The organism is Lactimicrobium sp. (genome assembly GCF_036453465.1).
In the GTDB taxonomy this organism is placed as follows: Bacteria; Bacillota_I; Bacilli_A; order Erysipelotrichales; family Erysipelotrichaceae; genus Bulleidia.
In genome coordinates this window covers 21,177-36,667 of sequence record NZ_JAZHUW010000020.1, presented here as the reverse complement: position 1 = coordinate 36,667, position 15,491 = coordinate 21,177, and the positions used below count along the sequence as shown (strand labels likewise).

The window sequence follows — 15,491 nt, the reverse complement described above, 5'->3', positions numbered from 1 at the left end:
TGTATGGTGAATATCCGTTAGAAACACCTGCAGATGCCGGCTATGGCAGCTATGACAATTACTACTATTGCAAGCAGAATCACATTCAATTATTTCTGAAATATCCCGGGCAGGAGAAGCAGAAAGAAAAAATCACGGATAAGAACCGTTTCAAATCCTGGGCATTCAAAAGAGATGAAAATGGGGCTCCGATCTGTCCGGCAGGATATACGTTTGAACTGGAAAGTGTCAGGGTTGAACAAAGAGGCCTCTACCCTCGCACTACCTGCCAGTACACAAACAGCCACTGTGCCAATTGCCCATTTCATGACAAGTGTACAAAGTCCAAGAATTGCAGAAAGATAACCATCTCACCACAGCTCGAAAAGTTTCAGGCAGAAGCCAGAGAGAACATGAACACTGATGAAGGAAAGAAACTAATGCTAAACCGCGACATCTGGAGCGAAGGAACATTCGGTGGTCTGAAAGAAGACTGGGAATATGAAAGATTACACCGGCGCGGATATTCCAATGTAAATACAGAGATTCTGCTTGTCTGTGCCGGCCACAATCTGAGAAGACTTCTGGTCAGAAAGCAGGAATTGGCAAAGGAATCAGGAAAGCTGAACTAAGACAGCGCCATAAGAGTGCGTCGGAAACTTTGCTTTTTCAGACATCATGTTTTTAGTGCGCCATCTATTAACGACTTTGCAGGGAAACTTGTCTGCAACTGGCTGTCTTAAGTAAGTCAAACTGACAAATGAACAACGCCAAAAGAAAAAGGCGCTGCAGCACCAAGATTCATTGACTAAACTATGTCAAATCATCTTATTCGTTACAGCCCCTTTTTTGTTTCAAAAACAGCAGATTTACATGTTTGCACACAGCATGCTGTTTCCCGTAGGATACTGCCATAGGAGGAAAATATAGATGTTTACAAACTGTGTTCTGGTAGGAAAGGTCAGAGAGGTTCCGGTTGTCGAAACGAGTGCCAAGGGAAATACATATGCCCATGTCACAATTGAATGTGAGCGTTCGTTTCCCAATGCCGATGGCAGGCTGCTGAGCGATGTGTTCCGGGTAGTTCTCTGGAAGGGGATTGCAGAGGAAATGGCAGCCGCCTGCAAGGTTGGCTCCCTGATTGCTGTAAAAGGCAGACTGGAATCACACAGCTTCACACGGGAGGATAAGGAATACTGGATTCCGGATATCATTGCTGAAAGAGCAAGAGTTATTGCGGCATGATGAAAAAGAGCTGAGCACAGCTCTTTTTTCAACCAGACCATTGTTTGAAACTGAAAGGGAAGCATAAATTGATGTAGAGGAGAATTCATACGATGCAGCCATTTACCAACGACCTGGTCTTCTGCGTCTGTCTTGCAGAGCATCCTGAGATCACACAGAAGTTCATTGAAATCATGGTTGGCAAGCCAGTTGAAAAATTAAGTATTGTCAATGCCCAACAGATCAGAAATCTGGATCTTTTCAATAAGTCTGTCCGTTTTGATGTGCTTGCAGAAGATATCTATGGCAATGTGTATGATCTTGAAATGCAGACAACACTTACCCGCTCTCTTCCAAAAAGAATCCGCTATTATCAGGCAGTCAATACTATCGATACCAAACTGAAAGGAAGAAATTATGAGGCTCTTCCTGACAACTATGTTATTTTCATCTGTACATTTGATCCATTTCAAAAAGGTGAGGCGGTTTATCACTTCCAGATGATGGAAGAGAATTATCATCATGATGTGAGCTATAATGATGGTGTAAGAACAGTCGTAATTAACACGGAGGCAGATGATTCTTCTTTGCCTTTCGAGTTAAGAAGTACTTTGAACTACATCAGGACAGGGATTCCGGACAAAGAAGGGTTTACGAATCAACTTCACAATTGTGTAATGGAAATGAACGCATCGAAGCGTTGGAGGGATGATATGTCAACACTTGCAGAGCTCAGAAATGATTCAAAGGCAGAAGGAAGAGTTGAAGGAAAGGCAGAGCAGGCTGAAAAGACAGCACTGATGATGCTTCATGATGGCAAAGATATCTCTGAAATTCAGAGATATTCCGGCCTTACCCTTGCGCAGATCACAAAACTGATGAAGGGATCAAGACAGTAATATGCCATTCTTGAACAAGAGTGCTGAAAAGCACTTTTTCATTATAAAAAGGAAGAAGGTTGTGCCTTCTTCCTCAGTTATCGACATGGTACAGAACAATCTTTCCTGTCTGTCTTGTCTTATTCATATCAATCAGACGCTGGTTCTCACTGCCGCGGAATTCCAGTGAAATGTTTTTCCTGTCCAGCATAAACGGACCATCCACAAGCACGTCCAGATAGGAGAGCATTTCATCAGTCACTTCTGTGTGCTTCCTTTGCCCTGGCAGAAGATCTTTGTCCAGAACAAAGCCGGTATAACTCCAGATATCCTTGCCGGGATATTTTTCTTTTACTTTTTTCAGAAGATGAACAAGAACCCGCTGGTTTTCCGGTTCAAACGGCTCACCGCCAAGCAGGGTGAGCCCCTGAATATATTCATGGTCAAGGGCCTGCAGAATTTCCTGCTCTGTTTCTTCTGTATAGGGCTTTCCGAACCTGAAGTCCCATGTTTCCTGCTGGAAGCATCCTTTGCAGTGATTGGTGCAGCCCGACACAAACAGGGAAACCCTGACACCTTCACCATCCGCAATATCATATTTCTTAATATTTCCGTAATACATGATGATCTCCTGTACACATAAGAGGAAAGACAAATGTCTTTCCTCCTGCTGTTCTTCTTTGCTTGTATCTGCTGCTTACAGATGCATGACTCTTTCTTTGATCTCTTCGGTTCTGCCCTGGTTCCAGAACTGGGTGCCAATGTAGCCGCATGTACGTCTTGCCACATTCATTGTATTCTGATCCGTATTGCCGCAGTTCGGGCAGCGCCAGATCAGCTTGTGGTTGGCATCCTCAACAATCTGGATCTCACCATCATAGCCGCACTTCTGGCAGTAGTCGCTCTTAGTATTGAGCTCAGCATACATAATCGTATTGTAGATGTGCTTCATCAGAGCCAGAACAGCCTGAATGTTGTTCTGCATATTTGGCACTTCGACATACGAGATTGCGCCGCCCGGAGAGAGCTGCTGGAAACGCGACTCAAATGTCAGTTTATCAAACGCATTGATTTCCTGCGTGACATGAATGTGATAGGAATTGGTAATGTAGTTCTTGTCGGTAACACCAGGGATAATGCCAAAGCGCTTCTGCAGGCACTTGGCAAACTTGTATGTTGTGGACTCCATCGGTGTGCCATAAACGGAGAAGTCAATGTTTGTTTCCTTCTTCCACTTGGCACAGGCATCATTGAGATGCTGCATCACGGCAAGACCAAACTTTTCACCTTCCGGATCCGTATGAGAATGACCTGTCATATAGCGGACACATTCACACAGACCGCCATAGCCAAGGGAAATAGTGGAGTAGCCGTTGAACAGAAGCTTATCAATGGTTTCACCTTTCTTCAGACGGGCAATGGCACCATACTGCCACAGAATCGGCGCAACATCACTCGGTGTTCCCATCAGTCTGTTGTGACGGATCATCAAAGCCCGGTAGCAGAGATCCAGGCGCTCATCAAAGATCTTCCAGAACTTGTCCATGTCCTTGCCGGAAGAGCAGGCAACATCCACCAGGTTGATGGTCACAACACCCTGGTTGAAACGGCCATAGTACTTATGCTTCTTCGGATGATAGTTGCCGGCATCTGCCATATTGCCAAGGCCAGCATCCGTAAAGCGGTCCGGTGTCAGGAAGGAACGGCAGCCCATGCACGGATAGACATCGCCCTTGAGCTGTTTCATGATCTTGGCCGAAATATAATCCGGAACCATCCGCTTGGCAGTGCACTCCGCAGCCAGCTTGGTCAGATAATAATACTTGCTGTTTTCGTGAATATTATCTTCATCCAGCACATAGATCAGCTTCGGAAAGGCAGGGGTGATATAGACACCTTTTTCATTCTTGACACCCTTCATCCGCTGCTTGAGCATCTCTTCAATAATCATGGCAAGATCCTCACGCGTCTGGCCGTCTTCCACTTCATCCAGATACATGAACACAGTCACAAACGGCGCCTGGCCATTGGTTGTCATCAGTGTAATGATCTGATACTGAATCGTCTGTACGCCATCCTTGATCTCCTTATGGACACGCTGCTCAGCAATGGCATTGATCTGATCCTGACTCAGATTTAAACCAGCTTCGGCAACCTCACTGGCAACATTTTCCCGGTGCTTGCGGCGGCTGACTTCCACAAACGGAGCCAGATGGGAAAGGGTGATAGTCTGGCCGCCATACTGGTTGGAAGCAACCTGGGCAATGATCTGGGTGGCAATATTGCAGGCCGTCGCAAAAGAATGCGGCTTTTCAATCAAAGTATCTGTAATAACAGTACCATTCTGCAGCATATCCTCCAGATTCACCAGACAGCAGTTATACATCGGCTGGGCAAAGTAATCGGCATCATGGAAGTGGATGATGCCTTTTTCATGCGCATCAATAATATCCGGCGGCAGCAGGAAACGGCGGGTGATATCCTTGGAAACCTCACCAGCCATATAGTCACGCTGGGTAGAATTCACGGTCGGATTCTTATTGGAATTCTCCTGCTTGGCTTCCTCATTATTGCGGCCGATCAGAGAAAGAATCTGCTCATCAGTGGAATTTGCCTTACGGACCAATGCTCTTTCATACCGATAGGTAATATAATTCTTGGCTACGGCATAGGCACCTTCATGCATGATCTCCGTTTCCACCATATCCTGAATCTCTTCCACGCCAACACTGCGGTTCAGTGCAGTGCACTTGTCCACAACCGCCTTGACAACCGTATCAATCGTGCCGGCATCCATCTGATTCTCAGGATTGGTTGCACTGTTTGCCTTGGTAACAGCGACTTTAATCTTATCCGCAGCGAACAGGACTTCTTCGCCGCTTCTCTTGATGACGTTCATACCTTCCTCCAAACTACACGAAGCGAATTAGTTGTATTTCCAACTAATTCGCTGCTGAGGACATTATACGGCAGGCCCGCGCAAAGACAAGTGCTTTTCTCCCGTAGAATTTATGATGAACTTTTCATGTCGTGATCCTCATATGTGAAACATTCTGAATGCATGCGAAAGAAAGCAGGAACAGCAGTGCATTCAGCGCTCTGTGAAACAATGCCGGCAAAGAAAATCTGTGACTGAAACGAAAGTGTCATTGCGATCTGCAGAGAAAACACGTATGGTTGTGATAAGATAGGAAGGCTGAAGAAAGCGAGGAATATACAATGGCTTTTGATTCACTGAGCGACCGTTTGAACCATGCCATGCGCAATGTGGTCGGCAAAGGCAAGCTGACCGATAAAAATATGGAGGACATGCTCAAGGAAGTGCGTCTGGCACTTCTGGAGGCAGATGTCAATTACCGCATCGTCAAGGACTTCCTGGAAGAAGTACGTGAAAAAGCAAGAGGCGAGGATGTCATCAATTCGGTTGAACCGGGTGAGATGCTTGTCAAGATCGTGCATGATCAGCTGGTTGACCTGCTTGGCAATGAAGAAGCGGAAATTCACTTTAAAGAAGACGGCATTACATCCATCATGATGGTAGGTCTGCAGGGCACCGGCAAAACCACATCCGTGGCCAAGATTGCCAACCTGCTGACAAAAAAACAGAACAGAAAATGCCTGCTGATTGCGGCAGATGTCATTCGTCCTGCTGCCATTGAACAGCTGCAGACACTGGGCAATGAAATCGGCTGTGAGGTCTTCACACTGGGCACAGAAACACCGGCATTGGAAACTGTGCGCCAGGGCATGGACCATGCAAAACGCAATGGCTATGACACCGTATTGATCGATACCGCCGGCCGTCTGCATATTGATGAAGAACTCATGCACGAGCTGCAGGAAATCAACGCTGCTGTGCATCCGGATGAAATCCTGCTGACCGTTGATGCTATGACTGGTCAGGATATCGTCAACGTTGCTTCTGCATTCCGCGATGCACTGCCATTGACTGGTCTTGTTGTGACTAAGTTTGATGGTGATTCCCGCGGCGGCGGTGTGCTGTCAGTCAAGAAGATTACCGGCGTACCAGTCAAGTTTGTCGGTGAAGGCGAAAAGATTGAAGATATGGATGTCTTCCATCCGGACCGCATGGCAGACAGAATTCTGGGCATGGGCGATATTGTCTCCCTGGTAGAAAAGGCCCAGGAAAAGATGGATATGGAACAGGCCCAGAAGGCGGCTGAGAAGATGATGAACGGCCGCTTTGACCTGGATGATATGCTGCATCAGTTTGAACAGATTGAGCGTATGGGACCGCTGCAGGGCATCATCAAGATGATTCCGGGCATGAGTCAGTATGCCAATATGGTCAATGACGGCCAGACAAGTGCTGCCATGAAGCATTCCAAGGCTATGATCCAGTCCATGACGAAATGGGAGAGAGAACATCCTGAAAAGATCCGCTCGACGATGAAAAAGCGCATTGCCAAAGGCTCCGGCACAACCGTGAACGATGTCAACAAGCTGCTCAGCCAGTTCTCCAAGATGAAGCGGGCCATGGGACAGGTAGGCAATCTGCAGCGCTCCGGCAATCTGAATGAGGAAAAGCTGGAAGATATGATGAACCAGATGACTTCACAGACCGGCATGAGTGCCCAGCAACTGGAAGAGATGCGCAGAAAGCTGAAGTGATTCATTTAAGTGTCAAGTAAATGTGCTTGACACTTTTTCTTTGGAGCGTATACTAAGACTGTCATTAGCAGGAGGATAACAAAATGGCAGTTAAGCTTCGTTTGAAGAGAACCGGTGCAAAGAAGGCACCTAGATATCGTATTGTTGCAGCTGATTCCCGTTTCCCGAGAGATGGCCGCGATATTGAGACAATTGGCTATATCAACCCGACAACAGATCCGGAGACAGTCGTTCTTGATGCTGAGAAGGCTCTGGATTGGCTGAACAAGGGTGCACAGCCTTCTGATACGGTCCGCAACATTCTGTCCAGACAGGGTGTCATGAAGAGATTCCATGACCAGAAGGCAGCCGCCAAGGCCAAGAAGTAATCTGTATGTCGAATCTTGAAGAAGTGCTTTACAACCTTGTCAGGCCGATGGCTGACAATGTGGATGCCCTCAAGGTGGAAGAAATGCCTTCTTCCAATCCGAGAGAGGTTGTCATTGGCATTCATGCGGATGATGAAGACATTGCCCGCCTGATTGGCCGCAAGGGATCAATGGCCAGTGCACTGCGCCAGGTGATGAGTGTTGCTTCTCATCGTGAAGACAAAAAAGTGACAATCAAGTTCGAACAGGAAAAGGATGCTGACTGAACGGCATCTTTTTTCCTTTGCTATAATAAAGACATGTCATATATCAAAATCGGGAAAATGATCAACACCCATGGCATTCATGGTGAAATCAAGATTCAAAGCTGCTCAGACTTTGACAAAGAACGCTATACACCTGGCAATACGGTTTATATGCTGTACCAGGGAGAATACAAGCCGCTGAAGGTTTGTTCCTACCGTGTCCACAAAGGCTTCCCGCTGGTATCCTTTGAAGGCCTGGAAAACATCAATGATGTTGAGATGTACAAGGAATGCAGCCTGTATGTGCAGGACAGCCAGCGCGCACCATTGCAGGATGGACGCCACTATGTCAGTGAGCTGGAAGGCATGCAGGTATTTGATGAAGAAGGACAGCAGCTTGGCACGGTCGCTTCGATTGAGGAAACGCTTGGTGCCAACCGCAATATGCGCATTGTCAAAACAGATGGGAAAGAAGCACTCATTCCTTATGTGCCTGCCTTTATCCGCAATGTGGACAGCGATGCACGCAGAATCACAGTTCATGTGATCGGAGGCCTGCTGTGAAAATCAGTGTACTGACATTATTTCCGGAAATGTATGAGAATTTCCTGCATACATCCATCGTTGGCCGCAGTGTGGCAGGCGGTCTGGTAGATATTGATCTGGTTCAGATCCGTGACTTTGCCCATGACCGCTACCGGCATGTGGACGATACACCATTCGGCGGCGGGGCAGGCATGGTCATGAAATGCCAGCCGGTGCTGGATGCCATCGCTTCCATCGATACACCGGATTCCTGGAAAGTCATGATGTCTCCTGCCGGAACCCCATATACACAATCAAAAGCACATCAGCTTGCCCAGAAAAAACATCTGATTCTGCTATGCGGCCATTATGAAGGACTGGATGCACGTATCATGAACCACATGGATGAAGCCATCTCCATCGGCGATTATGTCCTGACCGGCGGTGAACTTGCATCCATGGTGATCATCGACTCAGTCACCCGGCTGCTCAAAGGCGCTATCGCAGATGATTCCACCCGCGAGGAATCCCATGAAAACGGCCTGCTGGAATATCCGCAGTATACCCAGCCGGCTGATTACAATGACGAAAAAGTGCCGGCCATCCTGCTGTCCGGCAATCATGAAAAAATACGGCAGTGGCGCATCGTGCAGTCACTGCTTGAAACAAAGAAAAGACGGCCTGACCTGTATGCCAGACATGTTCTGAGCAAAGAAGAAGAAAAAGCCCTGCGCGCTTATGAGGAGGGAAAACTATGCTGAAATATACAGAAAAGGCAGAAACACCGCTGAAATGGCACCGTTTCAACCAGGCTGTCCTGATGCCCTTGATTATTCTGGGCGGCATCTATCTGACCATCTGCACCATATGTGTGCGGCTTGGCAGAAGCACTGACTGGATGTTCAACACGGATGCACTGCTGGCACCCCAGGATGACAAATGGCTCTATTACATCAGTTTTGCCTTTGTCATTGTGGAAACACTGATTGTCCTGCAGGCATGGCTGCGCAGTTTCCGCTGGATCCGCAGCAGCTGGTGGTATCAGATGACACATTATCTCACCCTGGCACTGTATGCATGCTATGCATTTTCTGAAATCTACCGGCATCAGCTGGCAATGGTGATCGGCATGAACCTGCACCTGTACCTGGATGTCAGTCTTTCCTCACGCTGGGTCTTTCTGATCCTTGCTGTGCTGCTGGTACTGACAGTCATGTACTGCGCACTTTCACTTGTGTACTATGGCGAAAGACACCGCCTGTACCGCCGTATGGTCGTTGAAAAGGTTACTGTAAAACAAACACAAAGCAATCCTGCAGCAGTAAATCATGCGGATACAGCACAGAACCAGACAAAGTGTGACCGTGACAATGAGCATACAGAAAAAGACAAAGAGAAAGAAAAGGAAAAGGATAAGACCGGATCCACAAAGGCACCAAAGTCAAAACGTTCTCTGTTCTCTTTGAAGCACCATGAGAAAAAGACAAAGCAGGATACAATAAAGGAAGAAGAGAGCGAGCCTGCTCCGGAACCGATTGCGGTTCCTTCTCCTTTGACCAAAGAACAAAAGGAACAGCTGGAACATGCTGAGACAACCCCGGTTCCACCAGAGACAGAAAAGGCAGAACCGGTATCTGCAGAAACAGCAGAACCTGATCAGAAAGCAGCAGTACCACAGGAGACAGAAACAGCGCAGTCTGTGGAAAGTACAGCACCTGAAACATCACCGGAATCCGCAGAGGATACCAGCACGCGCAGTCCGCAGGCAGAAGAAAATACGGACAGTAAGAAAACATCTCCTCAGGTGCGCTTCTGTTCACACTGCGGGGCAAAGCTGAAAGTGCCCGGTGCTAAGTTCTGTCCGGTATGCGGACAGCCGATTCAGCCGATCAAAAAAGAAACGATGGCAGATCATGACTGACTGTCATCGTTTTTTGAAGCTTCCTGCATTTCTTTGCGGTATTCCTCAAAATACCGCTCCAGATACATCTTGTGGGCAACCGTAATCACAATGTTTTCCAATGCCTGCGAAGTGGGACTGTCCGTGGCAGCACAGACAATATGATGGCTGGAATCCATCAGGGAAGACAGCACTTCATGCAGCATGCTCCGAAAAGCCTCATAGGCACTTTCAATACTGTCAAACTGATCCAGGGAAGACAGACACATCCGGATATGATCCATGGACAGTACTGTTTTTGCTGTGGCAATGAAAATTAGACCGGCAATCTGATCGCGGGAATATGTCTTTTTATGCGGTGAAGAAATCAGTTTCTGCTTCACGTAGTTGGAAACCATGGAACCTGTGATCTGCATCTCCGGGAAATCCCGGAGATAGCTGTTGATATACTTGACGACCTGATCCAGATACAGACCGACATCGGGGATCTCATGATAGGCAGGATAGCTGAAACTTTCCAAGATTGACTGCAGTTCATTTGTATTCATGCCTTTATCATATGGCTGTAATCATTATTCGTCAATAAAGTATGCGTATCTTATTGACAAGTTATTCAAAAACCGTTAATATCATAGCTGTAATCAGTTAATGAAAAACCGATCACAGGTTACAGGAGGTGTTAGTATGACTGTCATGAATCAGAATACAGTAGTCAATGAACGCAGAATGTTTACGGTCAAGGATCCGATCAGTGCTTTGACACATCTGATTGGCGCCATCGGTGCAATCCTGGGCATGCCGGCACTGCTGCTGCAGGGAGCACGCATGGGCAACTCAATGAAATCGCTTGGCTCCTATGCCGTGTTCATGCTTTCCATGATCATCCTCTACAGTGCTTCCACAACCTATCATTCCTTCAGTATCAATGCCAGGGTTAACAAGATTCTCAAGAAGGTTGACCACTGCTCGATCTTCCTGCTGATTGCCGGCAGCTATACACCAGTGGCGGTAACTGTACTGCCAGGCAGGGAAGGCATGGTGCTGCTTGGCATTGTGTGGACCATTGCCGTACTTGGCATCATCTTCAAACTGTGCTGGGTTACCTGCCCGAAATGGGTATCCAGCGTGATCTATACCGCCATGGGCTGGACAGCCATCTTCTTTATGAAGGACATCGTTGCCAACCTTTCTGCACCAGCCTTCTTCTGGCTGCTGGCCGGCGGTCTGTTCTACACAGTTGGTGCTGTCATCTATGCCATGAAGCCAAGTCTGTTTGAAAACAGAATCCCCGGCTTTGGCAACCATGAGCTCTTCCACTGCTTTGTACTGGCAGGATCCCTGTGCCATTACATCCTTGTCTTCCAGTATCTGACCATGCTTGGCTGAGCAGACAAAACGAGAAAAACAGCAGCTGTACGCGAACACGTACAGCTGTTTTTATACTCTCTGGCATGATCATAGCCGGAGGTGGAATATGAAACGCAATGAAAATCTGTGGCATGCCTGCCGCACAATGGCAGATCAAAGTGATCTGAGTGAGGATGAATGGCAGACTTTTGTCAACTGCTGCATTCTCGATGTCGGCGCTGATGAATGCGCTGCCCTGCTGAAAAGAAATCCCAGGGAAATCCAGGTTCTTTATACACAGGTGGCACTGTGTATGGCAAAGGAGGCACTGGGGCATTATCTGCAGACACAAAGCATGTCTATTCTTCATTGAAAGGGCTTATAATAGTTGAAGAAGCGTTTTAGACAAGGAGATTATAATATGCGTTTTGTTGATGTAATCGAGAAGAAAGCAGACGGCGGTGTCCTTTCCAAAGAAGAAATTACCGATATGGTAAATGGCTTTGTGGCAGGGGACATTCCCGACTATCAGATGAGTGCCATGATGATGGCAATCCTGCAGAGGGACATGAGTGATCAGGAGATTGCTGATCTGACCATGGCTATGATGCACAGCGGCGATGTGGTGGATCTTTCTGATCTGCCCGGCATCAAGCTTGACAAACATTCCACCGGCGGTGTCGGCGATACAACCACCCTGGTTGTCGCACCGCTTGTGGCAGCCTGCGGCGGTACGGTTGCGAAAATGAGCGGCCGCGGCCTTGGCCATACCGGCGGCACCCTGGACAAGCTGGAAAGTATCCCGGGTACCTGCATTGAGCAGCCGCTGGAAGCCTTCAAGGAAATTGTCAGAAAGAACGGGGTAGCCGTTGTCGGCCAGACCGGCAATCTTGTTCCCGCAGACAAGAAGATGTATGCACTGCGTGATGTTACGGCAACTGTCCGCTCCATTCCGCTGATTGCCAGCTCCATCATGTCAAAGAAACTGGCAAGCGGCTCTGATGCCATCGTTCTGGATGTCAAGACCGGCAGCGGTGCCTTCATGCGCACCAAAGAAGAAGCGTTCCGCCTGGCTAAGACAATGGTCAATATCGGTTCCCTTCTGCACAGAGAAGTACGTGCCCTTGTCACTGACATGAACCAGCCGCTTGGCAATGCAGTAGGCAATGCCCTGGAAGTACAGGAAGCAGTAGAGCTGCTCAGCGGAAAGATTCCTTCCAGCGATCCATTGTATGAAGTATGCATGCTGCTGGGTGTACAGATGCTGATGATGGGAAAACTGGCTGATAATGAACAGGATGCCAGACACAAGCTTGAGGCTGCCATTGCCGATGGCAGCGGCCTGAAGAAACTGCAGGGCATGATCAGTCTGGAAGGCGGCGATGCTTCCTATCTGACTGTAGAAGGCATGAAGAAACTTGTTGAAGTGAAGCAGAAAGTGGATGTTACCGCACAGAAGGATGGCTACATCCATGGCATGCAGGCTGAAGAGATCGGTACCGCTGCCCAGATGCTTGGCGCTGGCAGGGCCAAGAAAGATGATGTCATTGATCCGGCAGTCGGTCTGGTCATGAAAGTCAGATGCGGTGCCAAGGTGAAAAAGGGTGATCCGCTCTGCACTCTGTATGTCAATGATGACAGGAACCTTGCAGAAGTTGAAAGAATGCTGCAGGATGCCATTCATATTGCACCTGAAAAACCAGAACCATCCCCGATGGTCTATGGTGTCTTTACGGATGAAGATAAGCTTTAAAACATTGATAACGAAAGGATGCGTCTGCTGACAGGCAGGCGCATTTTTTGTGATAAAGAAAAAAATCACCGCTCAGGTGATCTTACTGGATCTGCATCATGCTTTTCAGCTTGCGGGCAATGGTGCGTGCTTCACTCTCATCCAGCCACTGAATGCCATTTTCAGCATCCCGCTTGAGAATGATCGCAACCCCATGGGCCGAAGGATCCCGGTAATTGAGAACGAGAATTGCATCATCATAGCGCGGAGAAGGAAGCTCTGCCGCATTATAGACAATCCTGTACTGTCGGCCAAGATCTGGCATTGAAAGCTCCACCAGTTCTCTTCTGCCATTGTAGCTGTCATCCAGCTGTTCACGGATGACCTTGTTGGACTCATAAAATACCGTATCCATGACATAGTCAGAAGTGTGGGCAACATCCACTTTGGTCTTGCTGCTGTCAGTATAATATGTCCGCAATACCAATGTTCCCTTGATCACATACGGCGCATTTGCCCCATACAGCGCAACCGTATATACCATATGGTGGCGGTAATCAAAAGGATAATAAATCTGTTCTTCAGCCATCGGATACTCCTTTGCTTTCAATAATATATGCAAAACGGCGTTTAAGCAAGATGATGGATTCTGCTACAATAGCCACCGGAAAGAGATGAATGTGTATGGAAATTGAGATTCTGCATCTGCTGGATGGGGCCAGAAAAGCCACTGGTACGGCAGTTGTCATTGATGTCTTCAGGGCCTTCTCTCTGGAAGCTTATTTCTATCAGCGCGGGGCTGCATTGATCCTGCCGGTACAGACCGTACAGGAAGCACTGGATCTGAAGAAAGCCCATCCGGAATATCTGCTGGCAGGGGAGCGCCATGGCGCTAAAGTCGAAGGTTTTGATGTCGGCAATTCTCCCAGTGCCATCATGAAACTGGATGTCAAAGGTAAGACTGTGATTCATACAACCAGTGCCGGTGTACAGGGACTGCTTGCCGCATCAAAGGCAGATGAGGTTATCAGCGGTGCCCTGGTCAATGCTGCTGCCATTGCCCGCTATCTGCAAAAACAGAATCCGGCTCATGTCAGCCTTGTATGTATGGGCCTTGAAGCAAAGCGGGATACAGAGGAAGATGTGCTTTGTGCCCAGTATATCAAAAGCATGCTGGAAGGATGCCCATTGGCAGATATCGATGCACGCATTGAGCAGCTGCGCTTTCAGGAAGGAAAGAAATTCTTTGACCCTGCCCAGCAGGACCGTTTCCCACAGGCAGATTTCGGCCTGTGCACAAAGCGTGACTGTATGAACTTTGTCCTGCAGGCACAGCAGACTGAGAAAGGAATCCAGATGGTGAAGATCGATGCCTAGAATGCCACTGCCTGGACGCAAATACTTTTTCTTTGATATTGATGGAACACTGACCAATGATGCCGACCACCGCATTGTACCCAGTGCACAAAGGGCACTGCATGCGCTGGAACAAAACGGCCACTTTGTGGCGATTGCCACCGGCCGTGCCCACTACAAAGCCATTTCTTTCACCAACAGCATTGATATCCATTCTCTGGTCTGTGCCGGCGGCGGGTGTCTGGTCATCAATGACCGTATCATCGTCAACCACACCCTGAACCATGATCTGGCCATGGATCTGATCCATCATGCAGATCAGGCCGGGATGGGATGGCTGGCCATGATCGATGACTCGGATAAAGTCCTCATGAAAGACATGAAGTTTCTCGAACAGGCGGGCCTGCGCACTGAACTGACCACCTACGTCCTGGATGAAACAATGGATCCAGCGGTATTGCCGATCTATAAGATCTATCTTGCCATCACACCGGAGCAGGAGAAAACAAATCCCTGGATTAATAAAGCCGGCTGGCTGCGGATGGAACACGGCTATATCACCTTCCAGTATGATGAGAAAAAGAAGGGAATTCTGGAAATGATGGATGCCCTGCACCATGATCCAAAGGATGTGGTTGTCTTTGGTGATGGCAAGAATGATCTTGTCATGTTTGATCCGCTGTGGTTTTCCATTGCCATGGGCAATGGGGCTAAGGCACTGAAAAAGAAAGCAGACTATGTAACAGCTGCCAATGTGGATGACGGCATCTGGAAAGCCTGTGCTCATTTTGGCTGGATCCATCAAAAATGATTGCAATCTGCACTGCTGTCATGGTAATATTTTGTACGCGTATGTGTATGCGCATCATATGTTCCGCTGGCCGCAGTTATTTGACTATGAGCAGATGATCATTCGATAAATGGAGGAGAAAAAAGATGGATCTCAGTTTGGTAGACAAGATTACAAAGAATCAGATTCGTACTGATATCCCGGCTTTCAAAGTTGGTGATACAGTCAGAGTTGACGTACGTATCAGAGAAGGTCAGAAGACCAGAATTCAGGCTTATGAAGGTGTTGTTGTTGACAAGAACAACGGCGGCATTGGTGCTACCTTCACTGTCCGCAAGATGTCCAGCGGCATCGGCGTGCAGAGAACCTTCCCGGTCAACAGCCCGATCATTGACAAGGTTACAGTTGTCCGCAGAGGTAAGGTCAGAAGAGCAAAGCTGACATATCTCAAGGGCCTGTCCGCAAAGAACGCACGTATCAAGGAAGACCGCTGAGTTTCTTCCTGGCATTTGCCA

General features: G+C 48.0%; 19 protein-coding genes. 15 read left to right on the top strand and 4 right to left on the bottom strand.

Going from position 1 to position 15,491, the window contains the following annotated elements:
• The 3 genes from SOI44_RS06495 to SOI44_RS06485 all read left to right on the top strand — a co-directional run.
• Positions 1–611: transposase (locus tag SOI44_RS06495; RefSeq protein ID WP_331348410.1), on the top strand; the 611-nt coding region annotated here is incomplete at its 5' end.
• A 298-nt stretch (positions 612–909) separates the two neighbouring features.
• The gene (locus tag SOI44_RS06490; RefSeq protein WP_331348409.1) at positions 910–1,224 is read left to right on the top strand and encodes a single-stranded DNA-binding protein; all 315 of its coding nucleotides are present in this window, start codon (positions 910–912) and stop codon (positions 1,222–1,224) included.
• Positions 1,225–1,316: 92 nt separating this feature from the next.
• Entirely contained in the window at positions 1,317–2,102 is a 786-nt protein-coding gene (locus SOI44_RS06485; protein ID WP_331348408.1) for an Rpn family recombination-promoting nuclease/putative transposase, read from the top strand.
• A 73-nt stretch (positions 2,103–2,175) separates the two neighbouring features.
• On the opposite strand, the gene nrdG is transcribed toward SOI44_RS06485, so the two are convergent.
• Positions 2,176–2,703: an anaerobic ribonucleoside-triphosphate reductase activating protein gene (gene nrdG, locus SOI44_RS06480; RefSeq protein WP_331348407.1), complete on the bottom strand. Its 528-nt coding sequence runs from the start codon at positions 2,701–2,703 to the stop codon at positions 2,176–2,178.
• A 75-nt stretch (positions 2,704–2,778) separates the two neighbouring features.
• A complete protein-coding gene (gene nrdD, locus SOI44_RS06475; protein WP_331348406.1) occupies positions 2,779–4,980 on the bottom strand; it encodes an anaerobic ribonucleoside-triphosphate reductase in 2,202 nt (733 codons plus the stop codon).
• A 320-nt stretch (positions 4,981–5,300) separates the two neighbouring features.
• Here nrdD and ffh point away from each other — a divergent pair, with 320 nt between their 5' ends.
• From ffh to SOI44_RS06445, 6 genes are all read left to right on the top strand, one after another.
• Entirely contained in the window at positions 5,301–6,713 is a 1,413-nt protein-coding gene (ffh, locus tag SOI44_RS06470) for a signal recognition particle protein (RefSeq protein ID WP_331348405.1), read from the top strand.
• An 83-nt stretch (positions 6,714–6,796) separates the two neighbouring features.
• Entirely contained in the window at positions 6,797–7,081 is a 285-nt protein-coding gene (gene rpsP, locus SOI44_RS06465) for a 30S ribosomal protein S16 (protein ID WP_108775907.1), read from the top strand.
• Positions 7,082–7,086: 5 nt separating this feature from the next.
• On the top strand, positions 7,087–7,347 hold the full coding sequence (locus tag SOI44_RS06460; protein WP_331348404.1) for a KH domain-containing protein: 261 nt from the start codon (positions 7,087–7,089) through the stop codon (positions 7,345–7,347).
• A gap of 33 nt (positions 7,348–7,380) precedes the next feature.
• Positions 7,381–7,890, top strand: a complete 510-nt coding sequence (gene rimM / locus SOI44_RS06455) for a ribosome maturation factor RimM (RefSeq protein WP_331348403.1) — start codon at positions 7,381–7,383, stop codon at positions 7,888–7,890.
• Positions 7,887–8,612, top strand: a complete 726-nt coding sequence (trmD, locus tag SOI44_RS06450; protein WP_331348402.1) for a tRNA (guanosine(37)-N1)-methyltransferase TrmD — start codon at positions 7,887–7,889, stop codon at positions 8,610–8,612. Before rimM ends, trmD begins: the two co-directional genes overlap by 4 nt.
• A complete protein-coding gene (locus SOI44_RS06445; RefSeq protein WP_331348401.1) occupies positions 8,606–9,772 on the top strand; it encodes a zinc-ribbon domain-containing protein in 1,167 nt (388 codons plus the stop codon). Before trmD ends, SOI44_RS06445 begins: the two co-directional genes overlap by 7 nt.
• Here the strand turns inward: SOI44_RS06445 and SOI44_RS06440 are convergent.
• Positions 9,763–10,299 (bottom strand): DUF1836 domain-containing protein, encoded by a 537-nt coding sequence (locus SOI44_RS06440; RefSeq protein WP_331348400.1) that lies wholly within the window; start codon positions 10,297–10,299, stop codon positions 9,763–9,765. The genes SOI44_RS06445 and SOI44_RS06440 overlap by 10 nt on opposite strands.
• A 136-nt stretch (positions 10,300–10,435) precedes the next feature.
• On the opposite strand from SOI44_RS06440, the gene trhA reads away from it, so the two are divergent.
• The 3 genes from trhA to SOI44_RS06425 all read left to right on the top strand — a co-directional run bounded on the left by trhA (position 10,436) and on the right by SOI44_RS06425 (position 12,851).
• Complete coding sequence (gene trhA, locus SOI44_RS06435) at positions 10,436–11,137, top strand: PAQR family membrane homeostasis protein TrhA (protein WP_331348399.1); 702 nt, start codon at positions 10,436–10,438, stop codon at positions 11,135–11,137.
• An 88-nt stretch (positions 11,138–11,225) separates the two neighbouring features.
• Positions 11,226–11,471: a hypothetical protein gene (locus SOI44_RS06430; protein ID WP_331348398.1), complete on the top strand. Its 246-nt coding sequence runs from the start codon at positions 11,226–11,228 to the stop codon at positions 11,469–11,471.
• Between the two features lie 48 nt (positions 11,472–11,519).
• Positions 11,520–12,851 carry a thymidine phosphorylase gene (locus SOI44_RS06425; RefSeq protein ID WP_331348397.1) on the top strand — a complete coding sequence of 444 codons (1,332 nt, stop codon included), beginning with the start codon at positions 11,520–11,522 and terminating at the stop codon, positions 12,849–12,851.
• An 82-nt stretch (positions 12,852–12,933) separates the two neighbouring features.
• Here SOI44_RS06425 and SOI44_RS06420 read toward each other — a convergent pair whose 3' ends face one another.
• Positions 12,934–13,419, bottom strand: coding sequence for a hypothetical protein (locus SOI44_RS06420; protein ID WP_331348396.1), 486 nt, complete (start codon positions 13,417–13,419; stop codon positions 12,934–12,936).
• Positions 13,420–13,514: 95 nt separating this feature from the next.
• On the opposite strand from SOI44_RS06420, the gene SOI44_RS06415 reads away from it, so the two are divergent.
• The 3 genes from SOI44_RS06415 to rplS all read left to right on the top strand — a co-directional run bounded on the left by SOI44_RS06415 (position 13,515) and on the right by rplS (position 15,470).
• The gene (locus SOI44_RS06415) at positions 13,515–14,207 is read left to right on the top strand and encodes a 2-phosphosulfolactate phosphatase (RefSeq protein ID WP_331348395.1); all 693 of its coding nucleotides are present in this window, start codon (positions 13,515–13,517) and stop codon (positions 14,205–14,207) included.
• A gap of 1 nt (position 14,208) precedes the next feature.
• Complete coding sequence (locus tag SOI44_RS06410; RefSeq protein WP_331348394.1) at positions 14,209–14,997, top strand: HAD-IIB family hydrolase; 789 nt, start codon at positions 14,209–14,211, stop codon at positions 14,995–14,997.
• Between the two features lie 125 nt (positions 14,998–15,122).
• A complete protein-coding gene (rplS, locus tag SOI44_RS06405; protein ID WP_331348393.1) occupies positions 15,123–15,470 on the top strand; it encodes a 50S ribosomal protein L19 in 348 nt (115 codons plus the stop codon).
• Positions 15,471–15,491: the final 21 nt, after the last annotated feature.

Bases quoted from the DNA above. Each gene is read 5' to 3' on its own strand.
- nrdG (WP_331348407.1), bottom strand. From the start codon at position 2,703: ATGTATTACGGAAATATTAAGAAATATGATATTGCGGATGGTGAAGGT.
- SOI44_RS06420 (WP_331348396.1), bottom strand. From the start codon at position 13,419: ATGGCTGAAGAACAGATTTATTATCCTTTTGATTACCGCCACCATATG.
- trhA (WP_331348399.1), top strand. From the start codon at position 10,436: ATGACTGTCATGAATCAGAATACAGTAGTCAATGAACGCAGAATGTTT.
- nrdD (WP_331348406.1), bottom strand. From the start codon at position 4,980: ATGAACGTCATCAAGAGAAGCGGCGAAGAAGTCCTGTTCGCTGCGGAT.
- SOI44_RS06440 (WP_331348400.1), bottom strand. From the start codon at position 10,299: ATGAATACAAATGAACTGCAGTCAATCTTGGAAAGTTTCAGCTATCCT.
- SOI44_RS06490 (WP_331348409.1), top strand. From the start codon at position 910: ATGTTTACAAACTGTGTTCTGGTAGGAAAGGTCAGAGAGGTTCCGGTT.
- SOI44_RS06410 (WP_331348394.1), top strand. From the start codon at position 14,209: ATGCCACTGCCTGGACGCAAATACTTTTTCTTTGATATTGATGGAACA.
- rplS (WP_331348393.1), top strand. From the start codon at position 15,123: ATGGATCTCAGTTTGGTAGACAAGATTACAAAGAATCAGATTCGTACT.
- SOI44_RS06425 (WP_331348397.1), top strand. From the start codon at position 11,520: ATGCGTTTTGTTGATGTAATCGAGAAGAAAGCAGACGGCGGTGTCCTT.
- SOI44_RS06430 (WP_331348398.1), top strand. From the start codon at position 11,226: ATGAAACGCAATGAAAATCTGTGGCATGCCTGCCGCACAATGGCAGAT.
- SOI44_RS06445 (WP_331348401.1), top strand. From the start codon at position 8,606: ATGCTGAAATATACAGAAAAGGCAGAAACACCGCTGAAATGGCACCGT.
- rimM (WP_331348403.1), top strand. From the start codon at position 7,381: ATGTCATATATCAAAATCGGGAAAATGATCAACACCCATGGCATTCAT.
- SOI44_RS06460 (WP_331348404.1), top strand. From the start codon at position 7,087: ATGTCGAATCTTGAAGAAGTGCTTTACAACCTTGTCAGGCCGATGGCT.
- SOI44_RS06485 (WP_331348408.1), top strand. From the start codon at position 1,317: ATGCAGCCATTTACCAACGACCTGGTCTTCTGCGTCTGTCTTGCAGAG.
- rpsP (WP_108775907.1), top strand. From the start codon at position 6,797: ATGGCAGTTAAGCTTCGTTTGAAGAGAACCGGTGCAAAGAAGGCACCT.
- SOI44_RS06415 (WP_331348395.1), top strand. From the start codon at position 13,515: ATGGAAATTGAGATTCTGCATCTGCTGGATGGGGCCAGAAAAGCCACT.
- ffh (WP_331348405.1), top strand. From the start codon at position 5,301: ATGGCTTTTGATTCACTGAGCGACCGTTTGAACCATGCCATGCGCAAT.